Origin of the sequence: Micromonospora sp. NPDC047707, assembly GCF_040704235.1 — a bacterium.
Classification (GTDB): domain Bacteria; phylum Actinomycetota; class Actinomycetes; order Mycobacteriales; family Micromonosporaceae; genus Micromonospora.
Map to the genome: position 1 here is coordinate 1 of NZ_JBEYSU010000011.1, position 18857 is coordinate 18857.

The following is an 18857-nucleotide window of genomic DNA, read 5'->3' on the forward strand; positions in this document are numbered from 1 at the left end:
CCCGCGGCGACCACGTTCTTCGCCACCCACCGCATCGCATACGCCGCCGACCGGTCCACCTTCGACGGATCCTTACCCGAGAACGCCCCACCACCGTGCCGCGCGTACCCGCCGTACGTATCCACGATGATCTTCCGACCGGTCAACCCGGCATCCCCCATCGGACCACCGATCTCGAACCGGCCCGTCGGATTCACCAACAACCGGTACCCCTCGGTGTCCAAACCCAGCGACTCCACCTCCGGCGTGATCACATGATCCCGAACATCCGGAGTGAGCAGCGACTCCAACGAAATGTCCGCCGCATGCTGCGACGACACCACCACAGTGTTCAACCGCACCGGACGCAGACCCTCATACTCGATCGTCACCTGCGTCTTACCGTCCGGCCGCAGATACGGCACCGTGCCGTCCTTACGCACCTGCGCCAACCGCCGCGACAACCGATGCGCCAACGCGATCGGCAACGGCATCAACTCCGGCGTCTCCGAACACGCGAAGCCGAACATCATCCCCTGGTCACCGGCACCCTGCGCGTCCAACGCACTCTCCGACGCACCCGTACGCAACTCGAACGCGTTGTCCACACCCTGCGCGATGTCCGCCGACTGCGCCCCGATCGACACACTCACCCCACACGAGGCACCGTCGAAACCCTTCTTCGACGAGTCATAGCCGATATCCAGGATCGTGCGACGCACGATCGTCGGGATGTCGGCATACGCCTTCGTGGTCACCTCACCCGCGATGTGCACCTGACCAGTCGTGATCAGTGTCTCCACCGCGACCCGACTCCGCGGATCCTCCGCGAGGAGCGCATCGAGGATCCCGTCACTGATCTGGTCGGCGATCTTGTCGGGATGGCCTTCCGTGACCGACTCGGACGTGAACAGCCGGCGCCCCGGGCGGTCGGCCGGCTCGCCGGCGACCGGCCCGGTCATGGGTGCGTACGTCAAGGGGACTCCTCGGGGTGCGCGCTTCCGTCCTACGGCGGTCGATTCTCGCGAGCCCCGGTCAACGCTGGCTCAACGCGACAGCGGAGGCCGTCCGACGCGCCCGCTCTGCAGGTACGACGGAATGGTCGACCCGGACGGCGGCGAGCCGGGCGTCGCGGCGACCCGCGACGGCCGGCGGGGATGATCCGCGTCACGCCGGGTATGCGCCGGCCGACCTGGTGGGAGGACGACGGGGTCGCGGCATCCCGCGACGGCCGCGCGGGCGGGGTCGGCAGATCCGCCGACCCCGCCCGCGCGGCCCCAACCCAGGGCAGTTCCCGAACCTAGTTGTTGGTGATCCAGTTCCAGGCCGAGACGACCCACTCCGTCTGCTGGAGCCACGCGATGCCGAGGCCGGTCAGGAAGACCGCCGTCACCAGGTGAGCGCCGCGCGCGCTGTGCCGTACCCGGCCCAGGCGCTGCTCCAGCACCACCCGACCGACCAACCGGGCGAGCGCGAACAGGCCGGCCGCGACGAGCAGGCTCAGCACGAAGATCAGCAACGGGGCGACGAGGTCGCCGCCGCCGGAGATCGCCCAGATCCCCCAGCAGACGAACGCGAAGAGGACGCCGGCGGCGCTCCATTCCGCGCCGCGGCGCAGCTGGGCCATGTGCCAGCTCATCGGGCGGCGCGGTGCCGCCGCGCCCGGCCAGCCGGTGCCGGTCGGCTCCTCGACCACCGGGAACGGCTCGGTGCGGGGCGTACCGGACCGTCCGACCGGGGCCACCCCCCGCCGGAAGGCGTCCCGCTGCTGCGGCACGCCGACACCCGGCTGCGGCGGCACCTCGACGGTGCGTTCGGCCCACGGCTGTGTCTGGTCGGCCATGTCGTCCCCTCCCCTGGACCGACGGGAACCAGCGGACCCCGTCTGACTATCGAGGGTAGCCAGCGCTCAAATCGGTCGTCGGACGCGGACCGGTCGGCTACACAGAGCACCATGACGAATCCCCCACTGCGCTTCACGACCGCCCGGGAAGAGGAGTTCGACGAGCTGGGCGAACTTCTCGGCGCACTCTTCCACGGCGGCTTCGACTCCGAGTCGTGGGCGGTCGAGAAGACCCTCCTGGAGCCGGAGCGCACCCTGCTCGTCCGGGACAACCCCGATCTCGTGGCGAGCGCCACCGCGTTCACCCGCGAGCTGACGGTGCCGGGGGCCCGCGTGCCCGCCGCGCACGTGAGCATGGTGGGGGTCGCGCCCACACACCGCCGCCGGGGGCTGCTCACCGAGATGATGCGACGGCAGCTGCGCGAGGTCCGGGACGCCGGACGGGAGCCGGTCGCGGTCCTCTGGGCCAGCGAGGGCCGGATCTACCCGCGCTTCGGCTACGGCCTGGCCACGCAGCGCCTCGTCGCGGAGGCCGACACCACGGAGCTGCGCCTGCCCGACCCGACGCCCGCCGAGGGCCGGCTCCGCCTGACCCGCGCGGTCGACTGCCGGGCCACGCTGACCCGGGTGTACGACGAGGTACGCCCCGACCGGCCCGGCTGGTCCAGTCGTGGCGAGGTGTGGTGGGACTACGTGCTGGCCGACCCGCCCGCCCAGCGCGGCGGCGCCACCGAGCGCCGGGCCGTCCTCCACGAGGGCCCGGACGGGGTGGACGGGTACGGGCTCTTCCGCACGAAGGGCGAGTGGGCCGCCACCGGGCCGAACGCGCTCACCACCGTCGACGAGGTGGTGACCGGCAGTCCGGCCGCGTACGTCGCGATGTGGCGGCTGCTGCTCTCCCTCGACCTGACGCGGCGGCTCACGTACCGCGCGGCCGCGGTGGACGAGCCGCTGCTGCGCCTGGTCGACGAACCGCGCCGGCTCGGCGCGACGCTGGTCGACGGGCTCTGGCTGCGGGTGGTCGACCTGCCGGCCGCACTCGCCGGCCGCCGGTACGCGACCCCGGTCGACGTGGTGCTGGAGGTCACCGACGACCTGCTGCCGGAAAACGCCGGGCGGTGGCGGCTCACCGGCGGGCCCGACGGAGCGACCTGCGTCCCCGCCGACCAACCGGCCGAGCTGGCCTGCGACGTCCGCTGCCTGGGCGAGCTCTACCTGGGCGGGGCGACGGTGGGCGCGCTCGCCACGGCCGGCCGCGTCCGCGAGCTGCGGCCCGGTGCGCTGGCGACGGCCGGGCCGGCCTTCGGCTGGCACCGCGCCCCCGCCAGCAGGGAGGTGTTCTAGGGCCCTGCGCGGTACGGTCGGCTGATGGGTGACGTGGAGCGACGGCGACGCCGGCACCGGCACCACGCCGAGGGTGGCGCCGAGGGGCCGAGCGCGGCGACGTCAGGGGTGCACGACGGCGACGGGCCGCCGCGAACCCGTCGCGGCGGCCCGGAGGAGGGGGAACGCGGGCTGCGGGGGCTGGTCGGCTCGGGGTCGTCGCAGGTGGGCGTGACCGCGGCGATGCGCGCGCGGGACGCCGCCCGGCCGACCGAGCAGGACCTGGCCGAGGCCGAGACCCGGGTGGTCCTGGTCCGCCGGAACTGGACGCCTAGGGAGGACCTCCCCCGCCGCTGACCCCCGCCGGCGGCGGATCAGGGCAGGGGCGGCAGCGTCCGGGTGTTCTCGTACTCGGCGACCTGACCGATGCGGCGGGAGTGGCGTTCGTTGCCGGAGAACGAGGTGGTCAGGAACGCCTCCACGATGGCGGTCGCCTCGTCGAGGGTGTGCTGCCGGGCGCCCACCGCGACGACGTTGGCGTCGTTGTGCTCGCGGGCGAGCTGGGCGGTGTCGATGTTCCAGGCCAGCGCCGCCCGCACCCCGGCGATCTTGTTGGCGGCGATCTGCTCGCCGTTGCCCGAGCCGCCGATGACGACACCGAGGCTTCCCGCGTCGGCGACCACCCGGTCACCGGTGTGCAGGCAGAACGCCGGGTAGTCGTCGTCCGGGTCGAAGGCGTGCGGGCCGACGTCGACCACGTCGTACCCCTGCTTGGCCAGGTGGTTGGCCAGGTGCACCTTCAGCTCGAAGCCGGCGTGGTCGGATCCCAGGTAGACGCGCATAACGCGCAGTCTGACAGGCCCGCCTCCGTGCCGGCGCGTGGGCGGCGGCACGGAGGCGGATTCGTCACAGCTCAGCGCTCCAACTCGGCGACGACCAGGCCGCCGCGTGCCTTCGGGGTGAACCAGGTGCTCTTGCGCGGCATCTTCTCCCGGGCGAGGTTCACCGCGACGAAGTCGTCGACGGTCACCGGCGCGATGAGGACGGCCAGCTCCGCCCGGCCGGCGTCGACCTCCCCGGTCAGCCAGCTCGCCGGGTAGTCGCCGCCGACGTAGGTGACCCGCTTGTCCCCCGGGTCCAGCCCCAGCGCGTCCCGCAGCAGCAGGCGCTCGACCAGCGCGTGGTCCAGGTTCTCCAGGCGGCCCGCGCCGACGTGGGGCAGGCGTACCGCGTACCCCGAGTCGGGGAGCCGGAGGTGGACGGTGCCGCCGGCCGCCGGGACCTCGACCGGGCCGGTGATCGGCGTGACCTCGGCGCCGGCGGCGCGCAACCGGTCGAGCAGCTCGTCCGGGCTGGTCGTCAGCTCGCTGACCAGCCGGTTGTACGGCTGGATGGCGACCGAGGCCGGCGTGGTGACCACGGCCAGGAAGCGCGGCAGCCCGCCGGTCTGGGCGGCGAGGCTGCGGTGGTTGCCGTCGGCGACGACCAGCTCGCCGCCGCCGGCCAGGGCGGTCAGCTCGTCCTGCCGCGGGCCCAGGCCGACCAGCCAGATGGCGTGCGTGCGCCCGGCCTGGTCGACGTCGGTCGCGGCGGGCGCCCCGGCCGCGTCGGTCGCCGCCGCGAGCGCGGCGTGCAGCTCGTCGCCCCGCCCGGTCTGGAGCAGGAGTACGGGCGAGAGCAGGTGCCCCAGCGCGTCGGCCAGGGCCACCCGCTCGCGCACCTTGGCGATGAAGACGTCCTCGTTGCGGATCACCAGGCCGGGCTCGTCGGCCCGGGTCGAGATCTGGTCGGTGTCGACCATGGCGAACAGCCCGTACGCGGGCTCCTCGCCCGGCGCGCTGATCCGGTAGAGGACCACCACCTGCTCGGCGGGCGTGTAGCTGCCGTCCGCCTTGGCCTCGGCGAGCCGGGCCACCGCGTCGGGCAGCGCGTCCAGGAACGGCTTCCCCAGGCTCTCCGGCGCCCGGTGCGGCATCTCGATGCCGAGGGCACTGTGCGGGTTCGCCTCGATGATCGCGGTGATCTCCGCGTCGTCGGCGAACTCGTCGTAGTTCTGCGCGCCGGTGCCGCCGGTGGTGATCCAGGCCCGGGCGATCGGATGGACGACCGTCATGTGCGCTGACGCTACCGGTGCGGACCGTCGCCGTGTCCCGGACCCACTCCCCGCCCACCAGATGAAAGGAAGGGACCCCTCCTAACGCCTCCGGTATAGGAGGGGTCCCCTGTTAACACGTCCTCAGCCGTCGAGTGCCTGACGGTGCCGACCGACCGGCACCACCGGCGTGACCGGCCGGCGGGGAGCCACGGCGTGGCGCGCGCGGTCCGGCGGCTTGGCGCCGGGCGGGGTCAGCCGGGACGTGACCGGTACGCGGGCCACGCCGACGACGATCGGCGGAGCGAGCAGGTCCACCATGTGCGTGGGGAGGTCGGGATGGACCGCCGGCCAGCGGGAGTCGTCGACCGACCAGTACGCGGAATCGTCGTTCGCCTCCTCCCGGGTCGACGGTTCGTCACCGGACGCACGGTGCTTGGCCATGATGAATGCCTCCACGAGCTGCGGGGTGCGGCCCCTGCGGGTCGATGCGGCGGACATGGAGGCCAACGAATCCGCCCGAGGGCGGGTGACGGGGAGGTAGCCGGGGCGGCGCAGTGTCAACAAGGGCCCCCTGCACCGCGGAAGGCGTTAACAGGGGGCCCTTCCTTGCGCCTCAGTCGAAGATGGGGCCGAGTTCGCGGGAGCGCTTCAGCTCGTAGAAGCCGGGCGTGCCGGCGACCAGGAGCACGCCGTCCCACAGCCGACCGGCGGCCTCGCCCTTCGGGGCCGGGGTGATGACCGGGCCGAAGAACGCGACCGGCGAACCGTCCGGACCCGGGGCGTGGATGACCGGGGTGCCGACGTCGGTGCCGACCGGCCGCATGCCGGCCTCGTGGCTGGCGCGCAGCGCCTCGTCGTACCCGGCGCCGTCGGCGGCCCCGGCCAGCGCCGGGTCCAGACCGGCGTCGGACAGCGCGGCGGCGAACAGCTCCGGGGAGAGCTTCTCCTGCCCGAGGTGGATCCGCGTGCCGAGCGCGGTGTACAGGTCACGGAGCGACCCGGTGCCGTACCGCTGCTCGGCGGCGATGCAGACCCGCACCGGCCCCCAGCCGGTACGCATCAGTTCCTGGTACTCCTCGGGCAGGTCCCGGCCCTCGTTGAGCACCGACAGGCTCATCACGTGGAAGCGGATGTCCACTTCCCGCACCTGCTCGACCTCCAGCAGCCAGCGGGACGTGATCCACGCCCACGGGCAGATCGGATCGAACCACATGTCGACGGTGACACGCTCGCTCACGGTGAGGTCCCTTCACGACGGGTGACGCCGGTCCTCGACGTCTGCACCGATCTTCACCCCGACGTCCGACGCCCGACACCGGAATGAGAGCGTGAGCTGGCCCACCGTGGGGCCGGCACGCGTGCAAGACTCGATCGGCGCGGCCGTCACGAACGGTCGCCGGACGGCGCCGCGGTCGGCGTACGGCGAGACGAGAGATGGAGACGAACAGTGCCGGGAGTGCGCAACCTGACGCAGGTGGAGGCCACCGAGCGGGGCCGCCTGCTCGACGTGACCGGGTACGACATCAGTCTGGACCTGTCGAGCGCCGTGCAGGCCGAGGGTCGCACCTTCCGGTCGACGACCGAGGTCCGGTTCCGGTGCACCGAACCCGGTGCCAGCACGTTCATCGAGGTGGCCGCCGACTCGGTGCGGTCCGCGACGCTGAACGGCACCGCGCTGGACCTGAGCGGCTGGTCGGCGGAGAAGGGCCTGACCCTGCCCGGGCTGGCCGAGGAGAACAGGCTCGTCGTCGACGCGGACTTCGCGTACTCGAACAGCGGGCAGGGGCTGCACCGCACGGTGGACCCGGTCGACGGTGAGACCTACCTGTACAGCCAGTTCGAGACGGCCGACGCCCAGCGGGTGTTCGCCGCCTTCGACCAGCCCGACCTGAAGAGCGTCTACACCTGGCACGCCACGGTGCCGGCGCACTGGAAGGTCGTCTCCAACATGCCGGTCGACCGCGAGGAGGCGGCGGGCGAGGGCCTGAAGGCGGTCCACTTCGTCGAGTCGGCGCGGATGAGCACCTACATCACCGCGCTGTGCGCCGGCCCGTACCACGAGGTGCGGGACAGTCACGACGGCATCGACCTCGGCGTCTTCTGCCGGGCCTCGATGGCACCGCATCTGGACTCCGAGGACCTGTTCCTCATCACGAAGCAGGGCTTCGACTTCTTCCACGAGAAGTTCGAGGTGCGCTACCCGCTGCCGAAGTACGACCAGCTCTGGGTGCCGGACTTCAACGCCGGCGCGATGGAGAACTTCGGCTGCGTCACGCACGCCGAGTCGCACTACATCTTCCGCTCGCAGGTCACCGACTTCGAGTACGAGCAGCGCGCCAACACGATCCTGCACGAGATGGCGCACATGTGGTTCGGTGACCTGGTCACCATGCGCTGGTGGAACGACCTGTGGCTCAACGAGTCGTTCGCGGAGTGGGCCAGCCACTGGTGCAACACCAACGCCACCCGGTTCACCGACGCGTGGACGACCTTCCTCTCCATCCGGAAGAACTGGGGTTACCGGCAGGACCAGCTCTCCTCCACCCACCCCGTCTACACGGAGATGCCGGACCTGGAGGCGGTCGAGGTCAACTTCGACGGGATCACGTACGCCAAGGGCGCCAGCGTGCTCAAGCAACTCGTCGCGTACGTCGGCGAGGAGCCGTTCCTGGCCGGCCTGCGGTCGTACTTCGGCAAGCACGCCTGGGGCAACGCGACCTTCGACGACCTGCTGTCCGAGCTGGAGGCGGCCTCCGGGCGGGAGCTGCGCAAGTTCGCCGCGCAGTGGCTGGAGACCGCGCAGGTCAACACGCTGCGCCCGCAGGTCACGATCGGCGCCGACGGCACGTACGAGCGCGTCGTCGTCCGTCAGGAGGCGCCGACCGGTCACCCGACCCTACGGACGCACCGGATCGGCGTGGGCCTGTACGACCTCAACGACGGCCGGCTGGTCCGCCGCGAGCGCGTCGAGGTGGACGTCACCGGCGAGGCGACCGAGCTGGCCGAGCTGGCCGGGGTCCGCGCGGCCGACGTGCTGCTGCTCAACGACGACGACCTTACGTACGCGAAGCTGCGGCTCGACGAACGGTCCATGGCGACCGTGGTGCAGCACATCGCCGGCTTCGAGTCGTCGCTCGCCCGGGCGCTCTGCTGGACCGCGGCCTGGGACATGATCCGCGACGCGGAGCTGGCCGCCCGCGACTACGTGGCACTGGCGCTCGCCGGCCTGCCCGCCGAGACGGACATCAACCTGGTCACGGCCACCCTGCGGCAGGCCACCACCGCGCTCACCTTCTACGCCGACCCGGTGTGGGCGCCGACCGGCTGGGCCGACCTGGCCCGGACCGCGAGGACCGCCCTCACCGCCGCCGAGCCCGGCAGCGGCTTCCAGCTCGCCTGGGCCCGCGCGTACGCCTCGGCCGCCCGCTCGTCGGAGGACCTGGCGACGCTGCGCGGCTGGCTGGACGGCAGCGGCGTGCCGGCCGGCCTGACCGTCGACACCGAGCTGCGCTGGACGCTGCTCACCGCCCTGGTGGCCAACGGCGCGGCCGGCCCCGACGACGTCGAGGCGGAACTCGCCTCGGACCGCACCGCCAGCGGCGAGCGGGAGGCCGCGTACGCGCGCGCGCTCGTGCCGACCCCGGAGAACAAGGCGGCCGTGTGGGCGCAGCTGACCAGCCCGGAGCCGCTGCCGAACTGGCGGCACCGGGCGCTGCTGCAGGGCTTCACCCACCCGGCCCAGGTGGAGCTGGTCCGGCCCTACCGGGAGCGGTACTTCGCCACCGTCGCGCAGGTCTGGGCCAGCCGGGACAGCGAGCCCGCGCAGGAGTTCGCGCAGCTCGCGTACCCGGCGTACCTGGTCGAGGACGACACCGTCGAGGCGACCGACGCCTGGCTGGCCGGTGCGGGCCACCCGGCGCCGCTGCGTCGGCTGGTCGCCGAGGGCCGCGACGGCGTGGTCCGCGCGCTGAAGGCCCGCGCCAAGGACGCCCGGGCTGCGTGACCCGGAGTACACGACGCCACCCGGTCCGAAGAATGGACCGGGTGGCGGTTGGCGGTTCGCGGTGAGAAGGGTGCCCTTCTCTACCTCAGGCGTTGATAAGGGGCCCTTCCTTACACCTCAGCCCTTGCCGGCGTGGCTGGCGAGCTGGTCGAGGCCGGTGATGATGCCGCCGGTCAGGTCACCGCCGCCGAAGGCCGCGACCATGGAGAGCGCGGCGAGCTTCGCGTACGTGTCGGGGATGCGCTTGCGCGCGTGTTTTCCGGTGACGATCTCCAGCTGCCGCTGGTTGGGCGAGACCGCGATCAGCACGGACCGGTCCGGCTCGGCGAGCTGCCGGTGCAGCCGCTGGGCGTGCTCGCGGATCGGCTCGTCGAGACCGCCGACGAAGACCGAGAAGACCAGGCCCGTGCCGCGGTCGGCCAGGCGCAGCGCCTCGTCGATGCGCAGCAGCTGGCGGGTCGAGAACGGCCCGTCCAGGACGTCCGGCGGGTTCCCCGTCCCCGACTGTGGCTGCATCTCACCAACGGTCACTTGCGCCTCCGGTTCCACCGGCCGGCGCCTCGATGCCGGCCTGCTCCTGCTTGCGGCTGCTCAGCGCGGGCGCCTGCGCGCCGGCGGCCAGCGCCGTGCCGGCCGAGTCGGCCAGCTCCTCCGGGCGGCTCAGAAACCAGACCGGAGTGAAGTCGAAGGGCCGGCCCGGCCGGTAGCGCTTACCGCCGCCGCCACCACCACCGCCGCGGCTGCCGGCGTACGCCAGACCGGCGATCACCAGCACCGCGGCCGCCGGGATGCCGACGAAGACCAGCAACGTCTCGGTTACAGACAATCCCAACGCCCCCAGGCGAAAGAGAGACCAGGAAATCCGGGTCGGGTCGACGATCAAGCAGACGATTCCCCGACTCCGCTTGTGGTATTCACGTTAGCGGAGCCGACGGCACGCCAGATTGCGGGGTGGCGGTCCCAACCGCCACCGTAGTGCTCCAGTTGCGCAGCGGTGGCGATGAGCCTCCCGTCGTCGCCGTACCGGCCGCTGAGCAGCACCCCGACGGGCAACCCGTCGGCGGTGACGCCCACCGGCAGCGACACCGACGGATCGCCCATGACGTTGAAGATGGCGCAGTACGGCGAGAACCGCCGTTGCCGGTCGAAGTCCTCCGCGGGGTCGTGCCCCTCGGTGAACCAGCCCACCTGCGCCTGCGGCGCCGCGAGGGTGGGGCAGAGCAGCAGGTCGCAGCCGGCGGTGCGGCGCACACCGAGGCGGACCTGCGCCTGGAGCTCGCCGAGGGTGGCGGTGAGGGTGGCGGCGGAGATCGCCGCGCCCCGCTCCCGCAGCAGCCGGGTGAGCGGCAGCAGTTCGCTCTCCCGCTCCGGCGGCACCGGGGCGAGCGCCAGCACGTACCAGACGATCTCGAACAGCGGCCACGCCGCCGGGGTGAGCGGCGACGGCACCTCGACCACCTCGTGGCCGGCGGCGGTGAGCAGGGCTGCGGCCCGGTCCACGGCGGCGACGCAGTCCGGGTGGACCGGCTCCTCGGCGAGCATCGGGGTGGTGAAGCGCCCGATCCGCAGCCGTCCCGGCTCGGCGGCGCGGGCGGCGGCGAGCCACCCGCCGGCGGGCGGGAGCGGCGCCAGGTATGGCTCCCCCGCGACCGGTTGCGAGAGGACGTCGAGCAGCGCGGCGACGTCGGCGACGGTCCGCCCGATCGGGCCGTGGGTGGGCAGGCCGTACGCCCCGAACCCGATCGGCCCACCGGACACCAGGCCGCGGCTGGGCTTGTAGCCCACCAGCCCGCACATCGAGGCGGGGATGCGCAGCGAGCCGCCACCGTCGGAGCCCTGGGCCACCGGCACCAGCCCGGCCGCCACGGCGGCCGCCGCGCCGCCGCTGGAACCCCCCGCCGTGTACGAGAGGTTCCACGGGTTGCGGGCCGGCGGGGCGACCAGGCCCTCGGAGTAGAGCGAGCAGCCCAGCTCGGACGTGGTGGTCTTGCCGAGGCTGATCAGGCCGGCGGCGCGCATGAAGCCGACCACGTCGGCGTCGACCGGCGGCACGAAGTCGGCGAAGGCGGCCGAGCCGAAGGTGGTGCGGACACCGGCGGTGAGCGTCAGGTCCTTGATCGCGGTGGGTACCCCGTGCAGCGGCCCCCGCGCCTCGACCGGGACCGCGTCGGCCGCGTCGGCGGCGGCGAGCGCTGCGTCCGGGGTGACCGTGACGAACGCGCCGACGGTGTCGCCGAGCGCGGCCACCCGGGTGAGGTGGTGCTCGACCACCTGCCGGCTGGTCAGCTCGCCGCGCGCGATCGCGGCGGCCTGCTCCAGCGCGGTCAGGTCGTGCGGCTCGGCCATGTTCTCATCCTGCCCGGCGGCCGGCCCGGGCGCACTCGTCACGCGCCGAAGCGGCGCGGGCGGTCGGGCCGACCCCCCGGCCGCGCACGACGCCGCGCCCGGCGGCCGGAGGTGTCACCGCAGGCCCTTTGCTCTGCTTCAACCCACGCACCAGGTACCGGCCGGAACCGGTGCGTCCGGTGAAGCAGAGCAAAGGGAGCGAACAGGCAGGTGGCGGCGGCGCGCGGCGGCGCGTGCCGCCGGCCGCCCCGGTCTCAGCCGTGCAGGAAGCGCAGCGCGTTGCCGCCGAGCAGCTTGTCCCGCTCGTCCGGGGCGAGGAAGTCGGACCGGTGCACGACCGCGCCGACCGGCCGTTCCCCCAGCGGGTACGGGTAGTCACTGCCCACCAGCACCCGGTCGACCCCCATCGTGTCGACGAGCAACCGCAGTGCCGCCGGCTCGAACACCACCGAGTCGACGGAGAACCGGTCGACGTACGCGCTGGGCGGGGCGGCCGAGGCGCCACGCACCAGGTCGCCGCGCCGGCGCCACGCGTTGTCGGCGCGGCCCAGCCAGAACGGGAAGCTCCCGCCACCGTGCGCGAAGCAGATCCGCAGCGTCTCCGGCACCTTGTCGAAGACCCCGCCGAGGATCATCGCCAGGACGGACAGGTGGGTCTCGGCGGGCATCCCGGTGAGCCAGCGGGCCATCCAGCGGTCCAGCCGCGGCCCGCCCGGCATGTCCCAGGGGTGGACGAAGACCGGAGCGCCCACCTCGGCGCAGTGGGTCAGGAATTCGACGATCCCGCCGTCGTCCAGGTCGCGGTCGCCGACGTGGTTGCCGATCTCCACACCGGCGTGCCCGGCGGCGAGGCACCGGTCCACCTCGGCGCACGCGGCCTCCGGGTCCTGCAACGGCACCTGGCAGAACGGCACCAGCCGGCCGCCGCCGGCGGCGGTGACCTCCAGCGTCAGGTCGTTGAAGATCCGGGCCACCTTGACCGCCTGGTCGGCGGGGCGGTCGTAGGAGAAGAAGACCGGGGTCGGCGAGACCACCTGGACGTCGACACCGTCGGCGGCCATGTCGGCCAGCCGGGTGTCGGCGTCCCAGCACTCGGCGCCGACCGGCCGGAACTCCGTCTCCCCGACCATGATCATGGCCGCGCGTTCGGAGTCGACCCGCAGCCACGGCCAGCCGGACCCGCCGCACGCGACGCCGAGGTCCGGCCACCCCTTCGGTACGACGTGCGTGTGCACGTCGACGACAGGTCCCGGCATCAGCCCTTGCCCGGGTGCAGCGCGCCGCAGTTGTCACAGGTGCGCGCCTTCTCGTCGGCGTAGAACGCCTGGAAGACCGGGGGCAGGTCGGCGGCGATGTCCCGCACCTGGAGCTCCACCTCGTGGACCTTCGCGTGGCACGACGGGCAGTACCACTGGAACTTCTCCAGCGTCCCCTCCTCGCGGACCCGCTCGATGACCATCCCGATCGAGCCGGCCTCGGGGCGCTGCGGCGAGTGCGGGGTGTTGCGCGGCAGCATCCACATCTGACCCTCGCGGACGTGCACCGTCCGCGGCCCCTCCGGGAGCATCAGGTTGACGTGCATGTTGCCCTTGACCTGGTAGAAGAACTCCTCGTACGGGTCCACGTGGAAGTCGGTGCGCTGGTTCGGGCCGCCCACCACCATCACGATGAAGTCGTCACTGCCGGGAAGCATCTCCTTGTTGCCAACCGGCGGCTTCAGCAGGTGCTGGTTCTCCGCGATCCACCCGGGGAAGCTGAACGGCTCGGCGATCTCACTCACGACTGACCTCCTTGCGGGAGCAGGGCGACGGCTTGCATCTCGATCAGCAGGTGCGGGTGCGGCAGTTGGTGGACGGCGACGGTGGTGCGGGTGGGGCCGGTCGCGTCGAAGAACTCGGCCCACACCTCGTTGTAGCCACCGAAGTCGTTCATGTTCACCAGGTAGGACGTGACCTGCACGAGGTCGGCCAGGTCCGCGCCGACCGACCGCAGCAGGTCCCGGATGTTCTCGACCACCGCCCGCGTCTGCACCCGGATGTCCAGGTTGGTCGTGCCGAACTCGTCCACCTCGACACCGGCGAAGGTGTTGTCCGGCCGGCGGGAGGACGTACCGGAGACGAAGACGAACCCGCCGGCGACCTTGACGTGCGGGAACGCCCCGCGGGGCACGGCCTTGCCGGCCACCACCCGGGCGGTCGGGGTGCGCGACTGCTCGCTCACACCGCCGCCCTCAGCGACGCGCTGCCGAGCTTCTCCACGACGGCACGGACGTGCGCGCCGGGGCGCAGCGGGACGGCCGCCGTCGCGGCGCCCGCCAGGAAGACCCAGCCCTGGTGCAGCCGGACGCCGTGCCGGCCGGCGAGGCGGATGCCCTCGTCCAGCGCGCGGCGCGGGTCGCCGAGGATCGCCGCGGTCGACCCGACCTGGGCGATCCGTCCGTCGATCTCCAGCAGCACGCCGAGGTTGTCGAGGCCGTCCGGCACCGGGCACCACGGCCCGATCACGAACGCCCCGGCGGAGGTGTTGTCGGCGATGACGTCGGGCAGGGAGAAGGTGAAGTTCGCGTACCGGGAGTCGATCAGCTCGATCGCCGGGGCGACCGCCCGGACCGCGTCGGCGAAGTCGGCGACCGGCTCGCCCGGCTCGGGCAGCCGGTCCAGCAGGAACGCCACCTCCGGCTCGACCCGGGGGTGGATGAAGTCGCCGACGGACACCGCCCCGCCGTCGGGGACCCGCATCACGTCGGTGAGCCGGCCCCAGATCACCTCGTCCACACCGACCTGGGCCATCTTCGCCCTGCTGGTCAGCCCCATCTTGAGGCCGACGAGCCGCTCGCCCCGGTCGAGCCGGCGCTGGAGCAGGGCGGTCTGGACCGCGTACGCGGAGTCGACGTCGAGCCCGGTCTCGGCGGCGAGCTGCGGGATCGCGGTGGCGGTGTCGGCCGCCGCGCCCAACGTCCCGGCGATCCCGGTGATGTCCGGCCCGATCACGTCTCCTCCTTGCCGGCGAGGTCCAGCGCCACGTCCACGATCATGTCCTCCTGGCCGCCGACCATCCGGCGCCGGCCCAGCTCGACCAGGATCGAGCGGACGTCCACGCCGTACTTCGCCGAGGCCCGCTCGGCGTGCCGGAGGAAGCTGGAGTAGACGCCCGCGTACCCCAGGGACAGCGTCTCCCGGTCGACCCGCACCGGCCGGTCCTGCAGCGGGCGGACGAGGTCCTCGGCGGCGTCCATCAGCGCGAACACGTCGCAGCCGTGCTTCCAGCCGTGCAGTTCGGCGACCGCGACGAAGACCTCCAGCGGCGCGTTGCCGGCGCCGGCGCCCATGCCGGCCAGCGAGGCGTCCACCCGGACGGTACGCCCGGCCACGGCGTCCGGACCGGACGGCGTGGGGCCGAGGACGCGGCCGTGCTCGACGGCGACGACGCTGTTGGCCACCCCGAGGGACAGGTTGTGGTGGGCGTGGATGCCGATCTGCGTCTCCGGTTCCAGGACCTGCCGGTACGCGTCGACCCGCTCGGCCACGTCGGACATCAGCAGCCGCCCGCCGGAGTCGGTGACGTAGACGCAGTGCGCCCCGTACGACTCCATGAGCTTGGCCTGGGCGGCGAGCCCGGTCGGGTCGTTCAGGTGGGACATCATGAGGAACCCGGAGACGTCCATGCCGTTCTCCCGGGCCCAGGAGATGTGCTGGGCGGAGATGTCGGCCTCGGTGCAGTGGGTGGCGATCCGCACGCTGGTCACGCCGAGCGCCTTCGCGGCCTTCAGGTCGGCGATGGTGCCGATGCCGGGCAGCAGCAGCGTGGTGAGCTTCGCCGTGGTCAGCACCTCGGCCGCCGCCGCGATCCAGTCGGCGTCGCCGGCCGCGCCGTGCCCGTAGTTGACGCTGGACCCGGCGAGCCCGTCACCGTGCGCCACCTCGATGGCGGCCACCCCGGCGGCGTCCAGGGCGGCGGCGATGGTCCGCACCTGGTCCACCGTGTACCGGTGCGCGATGGCGTGCATGCCGTCCCGCAGCGTCACGTCCTGGATGTACAGATCCGTCATGCCCGCACCCCCTCGACGCGCAGGGCCACGAGCCGCTCCGCGGTGCGCAGCGCGGCCGAGGTCATGATGTCCAGGTTCCCGGCGTACGCAGGCAGGTAGTGCCCGGCGCCGGAGACCTCCAGGAAGACCGAGACCTGCAACCCGGTCAGGTGCCGGCCGAGCGACGGCACGTACGTGTCGATCCGGTCGAACTGCACGTCCTGCTTGAGCCGGTAGCCCGGGACGTACTCCTGCACGCGCTGCACCATGTCCGCGACCGACGCGGCGATCTCCACCCGGTCGGCGTCGGCGTCCGCGCAGAGGCAGTAGACCGTGTCCCGCATCAGCAGCGGCGGGTCGGCCGGGTTCAGCACGATGATCGCCTTGCCGCGCTCGGCGCCGCCGACCACCTCGATGGCCCGCGCGGTGGTCTCGGTGAACTCGTCGATGTTGGCCCGGGTGCCCGGGCCCGCCGACTTCGAGGCGATCGAGGCGACGATCTCGCCGTACGCGACCGGGGTGACCCGGCCGACGGCCGCGACGATCGGCACTGTCGCCTGCCCGCCGCAGGTGACCATGTTGACGTTGGTCTCGTGCAGGTGCTCGTCGAGGTTGACCGGCGGCACCACGTACGGGCCGATGGCCGCCGGGGTCAGGTCGAGCACGGTCCGCCCGTGGGCCCGCAGGACGGCGTCGTTGTGCCGGTGCGCGCCGGCCGAGGTGGCGTCGAAGACCAGTTCCACGTCGGCGAACTCGGGCATCGCGACGAGCCCGTCCACGCCCTCGGCGGTGGTGGCGACGCCGAGGCGGCGAGCCCGGGCCAGCCCGTCCGACGCCGGGTCGATGCCGGCCATCGCGACCATCCGCAGGGTGTCGCTGAGCCGCAACACCTTGATCATCAGGTCGGTGCCGATGTTGCCCGACCCGATCACCGCCACACCGACCGTCATGCCGCCCCCTCGGACGAAGAGAAACAGGTCCGCACCGACCCGAGGCCGGAGATCCGGGCCTCGTACGCCGCTCCGGGCGTCACCGGCACCATCGGGCCGAGCGCGCCGGAGAGCACGACGTCGCCGGCGCGCAGCGGGTCGCCGGAGCGGGCGAGGGTCTGCGCCAGCCAGGCCAACGCGTGCAGCGGGTTGCCCAGGCAGGCCGCCCCGGCGCCCACCGAGACCGGCTCCCCGGCGTGTTCGAGCACCATGCCGGCGAGCCGCAGGTCGACGTCGGCGAGCCGGCGCGGCGTGGTGCCCAGCACGAACAGCCCGCTGGACGCGTTGTCCGCGACCGTGTCCACGATGGAGATGTCCCAGCCGGCGATCCGGGAGTCGACGATCTCGATCGCCGGCAGCAGGTGGTCCACGGCCCGGGTCAGGTCGGCGGTGGTGATCCGCTCGTCGGGCAGGTCCGCGCCGAGCACGAAGGCGATCTCGGCCTCCACCCGGGGCTGGAGCAGCCGGTCGAGCGCCACCTCGACGCCGTCCGGCACCGCCATCTCCTCGGTCAGCACGCCGAAGTCCGGCTGGTAGACGCCGAAGCTCTCCTGCACCGCCCGGGAGGTCAGGCCGATCTTCGCGCCGACCCGCCGGTAGCCGCGCCGCAGCCACTCCCGCACCTGCAACTGCTGCACGAGATACGCGGAGGTGACGTCCCCCTCGGGGAGCAGCCGCCCGCGCAGCGGCGGGCAGGGCTTGCCGCTCTCCCGGGCCTCGGTCAGCTCCCGGGCCGCGGCCTCGTAATCGATCATGACAGGTCCACGCAGACGTTGGTGAGTTCGGAGTAGAAGTCCAGCGAGTGCACGCCGCCCTCGCGGCCGATGCCGGACGCCTTCACCCCGCCGAACGGGGTGCGCAGGTCGCGCAGGAACCAGGTGTTGACCCAGACGATGCCCGCGTCGAGCCGGGCGCCGGCCCGGTGGGCGCGGCCCACGTCCCGGGTCCAGACGGCCGCCGCCAGGCCGTACTCGGTGCCGTTCGCGAGGGCGTACGCCTCGTCCTCGTCGTCGAAGGGCGCGACGTGCACGACCGGGCCGAAGATCTCCTCCCGGTTGGTCCGGGCGTCCGGGCCGAGCCCGGCGAGCACGGTCGGCTGCACGTACGCGCCGCCGTCGCGGGCGTCGCCGAAGCGCGGCGTGCCGCCCCCGGCGAGCACGTCGGCGCCCTCGGCGCGGGCCAGCTCGTAGTGCCCGAGCACCTTCTCCCGGTGGCTGTGCGAGATCAGCGGCATGTTCACCGTGGCCTCGTCGGCCGGCCACCCGTACGGCAACTCGGCGGCCCGCTTCGCCAGCCGGGCGGTGAACTCCTCGAAGACGGGGCGCTGCACGTAGACGCGTTCGGTGCAGAGGCAGACCTGGCCGCCGTTGGTGAAGCTGGAGCGCACCGACCCGGCCACCGCCGCGTCCAGGTCGGCGTCGGCGAAGACCAGCCCGGCGTTCTTCCCGCCGAGCTCGAAGGAGACCGCCTTCACCCCGTCGGCGGCGGCGCGCATGATGGCCCCGCCGGTGGCCGACTCGCCGGTGAAGGTGATCGCGTCGACTCCCGGGTGCCGGGTGAGGAACTCCCCCGCCGAGCCCGGTCCGAAGCCGTGCACCAGGTTGAACACGCCCTCGGGCACGCCGGCGGCGGCCATCACCTCGGCGAGCAGCGTCGCCGAGGCGGGCGTCTCCTCGCTGGGCTTGACCACGACCGCGTTGCCGCAGGCCAGCGCCGGCGCGACCTTCCAGGTGAGCAGCAGCAGCGGCAGGTTCCACGGCACGATCACCGCGACCACGCCGACCGGTTTGCGGACGGCGTAGTTGAGCGCCCGGCCGCCGCTCGGGGTGACCGTGGTGAACGACTCGGTGGGCGCGGTGGCGACGATCTCGGCGAAGGCGCGGAAGTTCGCCGCGCCGCGCGGGATGTCCAGCGTCCGGGCCTGCGAGATGGCCTTGCCGGTGTCCGCCACCTCGGCGGTCACCAGGTCGTCGAAGCGGCGTTCCAGCTCGTCGGCGACCCGGCGCAGCACCTCGGCGCGTTCCCGCTCCCCCATCCGGCCCCACGGGCCCCGCAGCGCGGCCCGCGCGGCGGACACCGCGTCGTCCACGGTGGACCCGGTCGCCTCGACGACCTCGAACACCGGCTCGCCGGTCACCGGGCTGCGCTTGGTGAAGCGGCGGCCGGCGTCGACGAACTCCCCGGCGACGAAGTTGCGCAGCAGGCCCGGCCCGTCCGGCGCGTGCCCGGCCATCAGCCGCGGGTCCCAGCCG

General features: G+C 73.0%; 20 protein-coding genes. 3 read left to right on the top strand and 17 right to left on the bottom strand.

The genetic code is table 11. The features are described 5' to 3' along the window. Both metK and AB0873_RS14550 read right to left on the bottom strand, forming a co-directional pair. Window positions 1–941, bottom strand: a 941-nt coding sequence (gene metK / locus AB0873_RS14545) for a methionine adenosyltransferase (RefSeq protein WP_366600399.1), incomplete at its 3' end; no start/stop codon positions are given. A 338-nt stretch (window positions 942–1279) separates the two neighbouring features. Beyond that, complete coding sequence (locus AB0873_RS14550; protein ID WP_366600183.1) at window positions 1280–1822, bottom strand: hypothetical protein; 543 nt, start codon at window positions 1820–1822, stop codon at window positions 1280–1282. 111 nt (window positions 1823–1933) lie between these two features. Between AB0873_RS14550 and AB0873_RS14555 the strand changes: the two genes are divergently transcribed. Continuing rightward, window positions 1934–3166, top strand: a complete 1233-nt coding sequence (locus AB0873_RS14555) for a GNAT family N-acetyltransferase (RefSeq protein WP_366600184.1) — start codon at window positions 1934–1936, stop codon at window positions 3164–3166. A gap of 24 nt (window positions 3167–3190) precedes the next feature. After that, window positions 3191–3502 carry a hypothetical protein gene (locus tag AB0873_RS14560; protein ID WP_155330663.1) on the top strand — a complete coding sequence of 104 codons (312 nt, stop codon included), beginning with the start codon at window positions 3191–3193 and terminating at the stop codon, window positions 3500–3502. A 17-nt stretch (window positions 3503–3519) separates the two neighbouring features. Here the strand turns inward: AB0873_RS14560 and AB0873_RS14565 are convergent, their stop codons facing one another. The 4 genes from AB0873_RS14565 to AB0873_RS14580 form a co-directional block, all read right to left on the bottom strand. Then, a complete protein-coding gene (locus tag AB0873_RS14565) occupies window positions 3520–3987 on the bottom strand; it encodes a ribose-5-phosphate isomerase (protein WP_155330662.1) in 468 nt (155 codons plus the stop codon). A 71-nt stretch (window positions 3988–4058) separates the two neighbouring features. After that, on the bottom strand, window positions 4059–5258 hold the full coding sequence (locus AB0873_RS14570) for a DUF1015 family protein (protein ID WP_366600185.1): 1200 nt from the start codon (window positions 5256–5258) through the stop codon (window positions 4059–4061). A gap of 123 nt (window positions 5259–5381) precedes the next feature. Continuing rightward, window positions 5382–5681, bottom strand: a complete 300-nt coding sequence (locus tag AB0873_RS14575; protein ID WP_366600187.1) for a hypothetical protein — start codon at window positions 5679–5681, stop codon at window positions 5382–5384. Between the two features lie 172 nt (window positions 5682–5853). Continuing rightward, a complete protein-coding gene (locus AB0873_RS14580; RefSeq protein ID WP_155330659.1) occupies window positions 5854–6477 on the bottom strand; it encodes a disulfide bond formation protein DsbA in 624 nt (207 codons plus the stop codon). 219 nt (window positions 6478–6696) lie between these two features. Between AB0873_RS14580 and pepN the strand changes: the two genes are divergently transcribed. Further along, window positions 6697–9243 carry an aminopeptidase N gene (gene pepN, locus AB0873_RS14585; protein WP_366600189.1) on the top strand — a complete coding sequence of 849 codons (2547 nt, stop codon included), beginning with the start codon at window positions 6697–6699 and terminating at the stop codon, window positions 9241–9243. 117 nt (window positions 9244–9360) lie between these two features. Here pepN and AB0873_RS14590 read toward each other — a convergent pair whose 3' ends face one another. The 11 genes from AB0873_RS14590 to AB0873_RS14640 form a co-directional block, all read right to left on the bottom strand. Continuing rightward, window positions 9361–9774, bottom strand: a complete 414-nt coding sequence (locus AB0873_RS14590) for a DUF5130 family protein (RefSeq protein ID WP_155330657.1) — start codon at window positions 9772–9774, stop codon at window positions 9361–9363. Next, window positions 9761–10051 carry a hypothetical protein gene (locus tag AB0873_RS14595; protein WP_155334077.1) on the bottom strand — a complete coding sequence of 97 codons (291 nt, stop codon included), beginning with the start codon at window positions 10049–10051 and terminating at the stop codon, window positions 9761–9763. Before AB0873_RS14595 ends, AB0873_RS14590 begins: the two co-directional genes overlap by 14 nt. Before the next feature lie 71 nt (window positions 10052–10122). Next, complete coding sequence (locus AB0873_RS14600; RefSeq protein WP_366600190.1) at window positions 10123–11589, bottom strand: amidase; 1467 nt, start codon at window positions 11587–11589, stop codon at window positions 10123–10125. A gap of 254 nt (window positions 11590–11843) precedes the next feature. Further along, window positions 11844–12845: an amidohydrolase family protein gene (locus AB0873_RS14605; protein WP_366600192.1), complete on the bottom strand. Its 1002-nt coding sequence runs from the start codon at window positions 12843–12845 to the stop codon at window positions 11844–11846. Then, complete coding sequence (locus tag AB0873_RS14610) at window positions 12845–13369, bottom strand: 3-hydroxyanthranilate 3,4-dioxygenase (protein WP_366600194.1); 525 nt, start codon at window positions 13367–13369, stop codon at window positions 12845–12847. Before AB0873_RS14610 ends, AB0873_RS14605 begins: the two co-directional genes overlap by 1 nt. Beyond that, the gene (locus tag AB0873_RS14615) at window positions 13366–13809 is read right to left on the bottom strand and encodes a RidA family protein (RefSeq protein WP_155330653.1); all 444 of its coding nucleotides are present in this window, start codon (window positions 13807–13809) and stop codon (window positions 13366–13368) included. The genes AB0873_RS14610 and AB0873_RS14615 overlap by 4 nt, the downstream gene beginning before the upstream one ends. Continuing rightward, on the bottom strand, window positions 13806–14579 hold the full coding sequence (locus AB0873_RS14620; protein ID WP_366600196.1) for a fumarylacetoacetate hydrolase family protein: 774 nt from the start codon (window positions 14577–14579) through the stop codon (window positions 13806–13808). Before AB0873_RS14620 ends, AB0873_RS14615 begins: the two co-directional genes overlap by 4 nt. Beyond that, a complete protein-coding gene (dmpG, locus tag AB0873_RS14625) occupies window positions 14576–15637 on the bottom strand; it encodes a 4-hydroxy-2-oxovalerate aldolase (protein WP_366600197.1) in 1062 nt (353 codons plus the stop codon). The genes AB0873_RS14620 and dmpG overlap by 4 nt, the downstream gene beginning before the upstream one ends. After that, entirely contained in the window at window positions 15634–16566 is a 933-nt protein-coding gene (locus AB0873_RS14630) for an acetaldehyde dehydrogenase (acetylating) (RefSeq protein WP_366600199.1), read from the bottom strand. The genes dmpG and AB0873_RS14630 overlap by 4 nt, the downstream gene beginning before the upstream one ends. Then, window positions 16563–17360 carry a fumarylacetoacetate hydrolase family protein gene (locus AB0873_RS14635; RefSeq protein ID WP_155330649.1) on the bottom strand — a complete coding sequence of 266 codons (798 nt, stop codon included), beginning with the start codon at window positions 17358–17360 and terminating at the stop codon, window positions 16563–16565. Before AB0873_RS14635 ends, AB0873_RS14630 begins: the two co-directional genes overlap by 4 nt. Beyond that, a complete protein-coding gene (locus AB0873_RS14640) occupies window positions 17357–18838 on the bottom strand; it encodes a 2-hydroxymuconic semialdehyde dehydrogenase (RefSeq protein ID WP_366600401.1) in 1482 nt (493 codons plus the stop codon). Before AB0873_RS14640 ends, AB0873_RS14635 begins: the two co-directional genes overlap by 4 nt. Window positions 18839–18857 lie beyond the last annotated feature (19 nt).

Coding starts and splice junctions, on each gene's coding strand:
- AB0873_RS14555 (WP_366600184.1), top strand. CDS start 1,934: ATGACGAATCCCCCACTGCGCTTCACGACCGCCCGGGAAGAGGAGTTC.
- AB0873_RS14575 (WP_366600187.1), bottom strand. CDS start 5,681: ATGGCCAAGCACCGTGCGTCCGGTGACGAACCGTCGACCCGGGAGGAG.
- AB0873_RS14565 (WP_155330662.1), bottom strand. CDS start 3,987: ATGCGCGTCTACCTGGGATCCGACCACGCCGGCTTCGAGCTGAAGGTG.
- AB0873_RS14635 (WP_155330649.1), bottom strand. CDS start 17,360: ATGATCGATTACGAGGCCGCGGCCCGGGAGCTGACCGAGGCCCGGGAG.
- AB0873_RS14570 (WP_366600185.1), bottom strand. CDS start 5,258: ATGACGGTCGTCCATCCGATCGCCCGGGCCTGGATCACCACCGGCGGC.
- AB0873_RS14550 (WP_366600183.1), bottom strand. CDS start 1,822: ATGGCCGACCAGACACAGCCGTGGGCCGAACGCACCGTCGAGGTGCCG.
- AB0873_RS14560 (WP_155330663.1), top strand. CDS start 3,191: ATGGGTGACGTGGAGCGACGGCGACGCCGGCACCGGCACCACGCCGAG.
- AB0873_RS14605 (WP_366600192.1), bottom strand. CDS start 12,845: ATGCCGGGACCTGTCGTCGACGTGCACACGCACGTCGTACCGAAGGGG.
- dmpG (WP_366600197.1), bottom strand. CDS start 15,637: ATGACGGATCTGTACATCCAGGACGTGACGCTGCGGGACGGCATGCAC.
- AB0873_RS14630 (WP_366600199.1), bottom strand. CDS start 16,566: ATGACGGTCGGTGTGGCGGTGATCGGGTCGGGCAACATCGGCACCGAC.
- AB0873_RS14640 (WP_366600401.1), bottom strand. CDS start 18,838: ATGGCCGGGCACGCGCCGGACGGGCCGGGCCTGCTGCGCAACTTCGTC.
- AB0873_RS14600 (WP_366600190.1), bottom strand. CDS start 11,589: ATGGCCGAGCCGCACGACCTGACCGCGCTGGAGCAGGCCGCCGCGATC.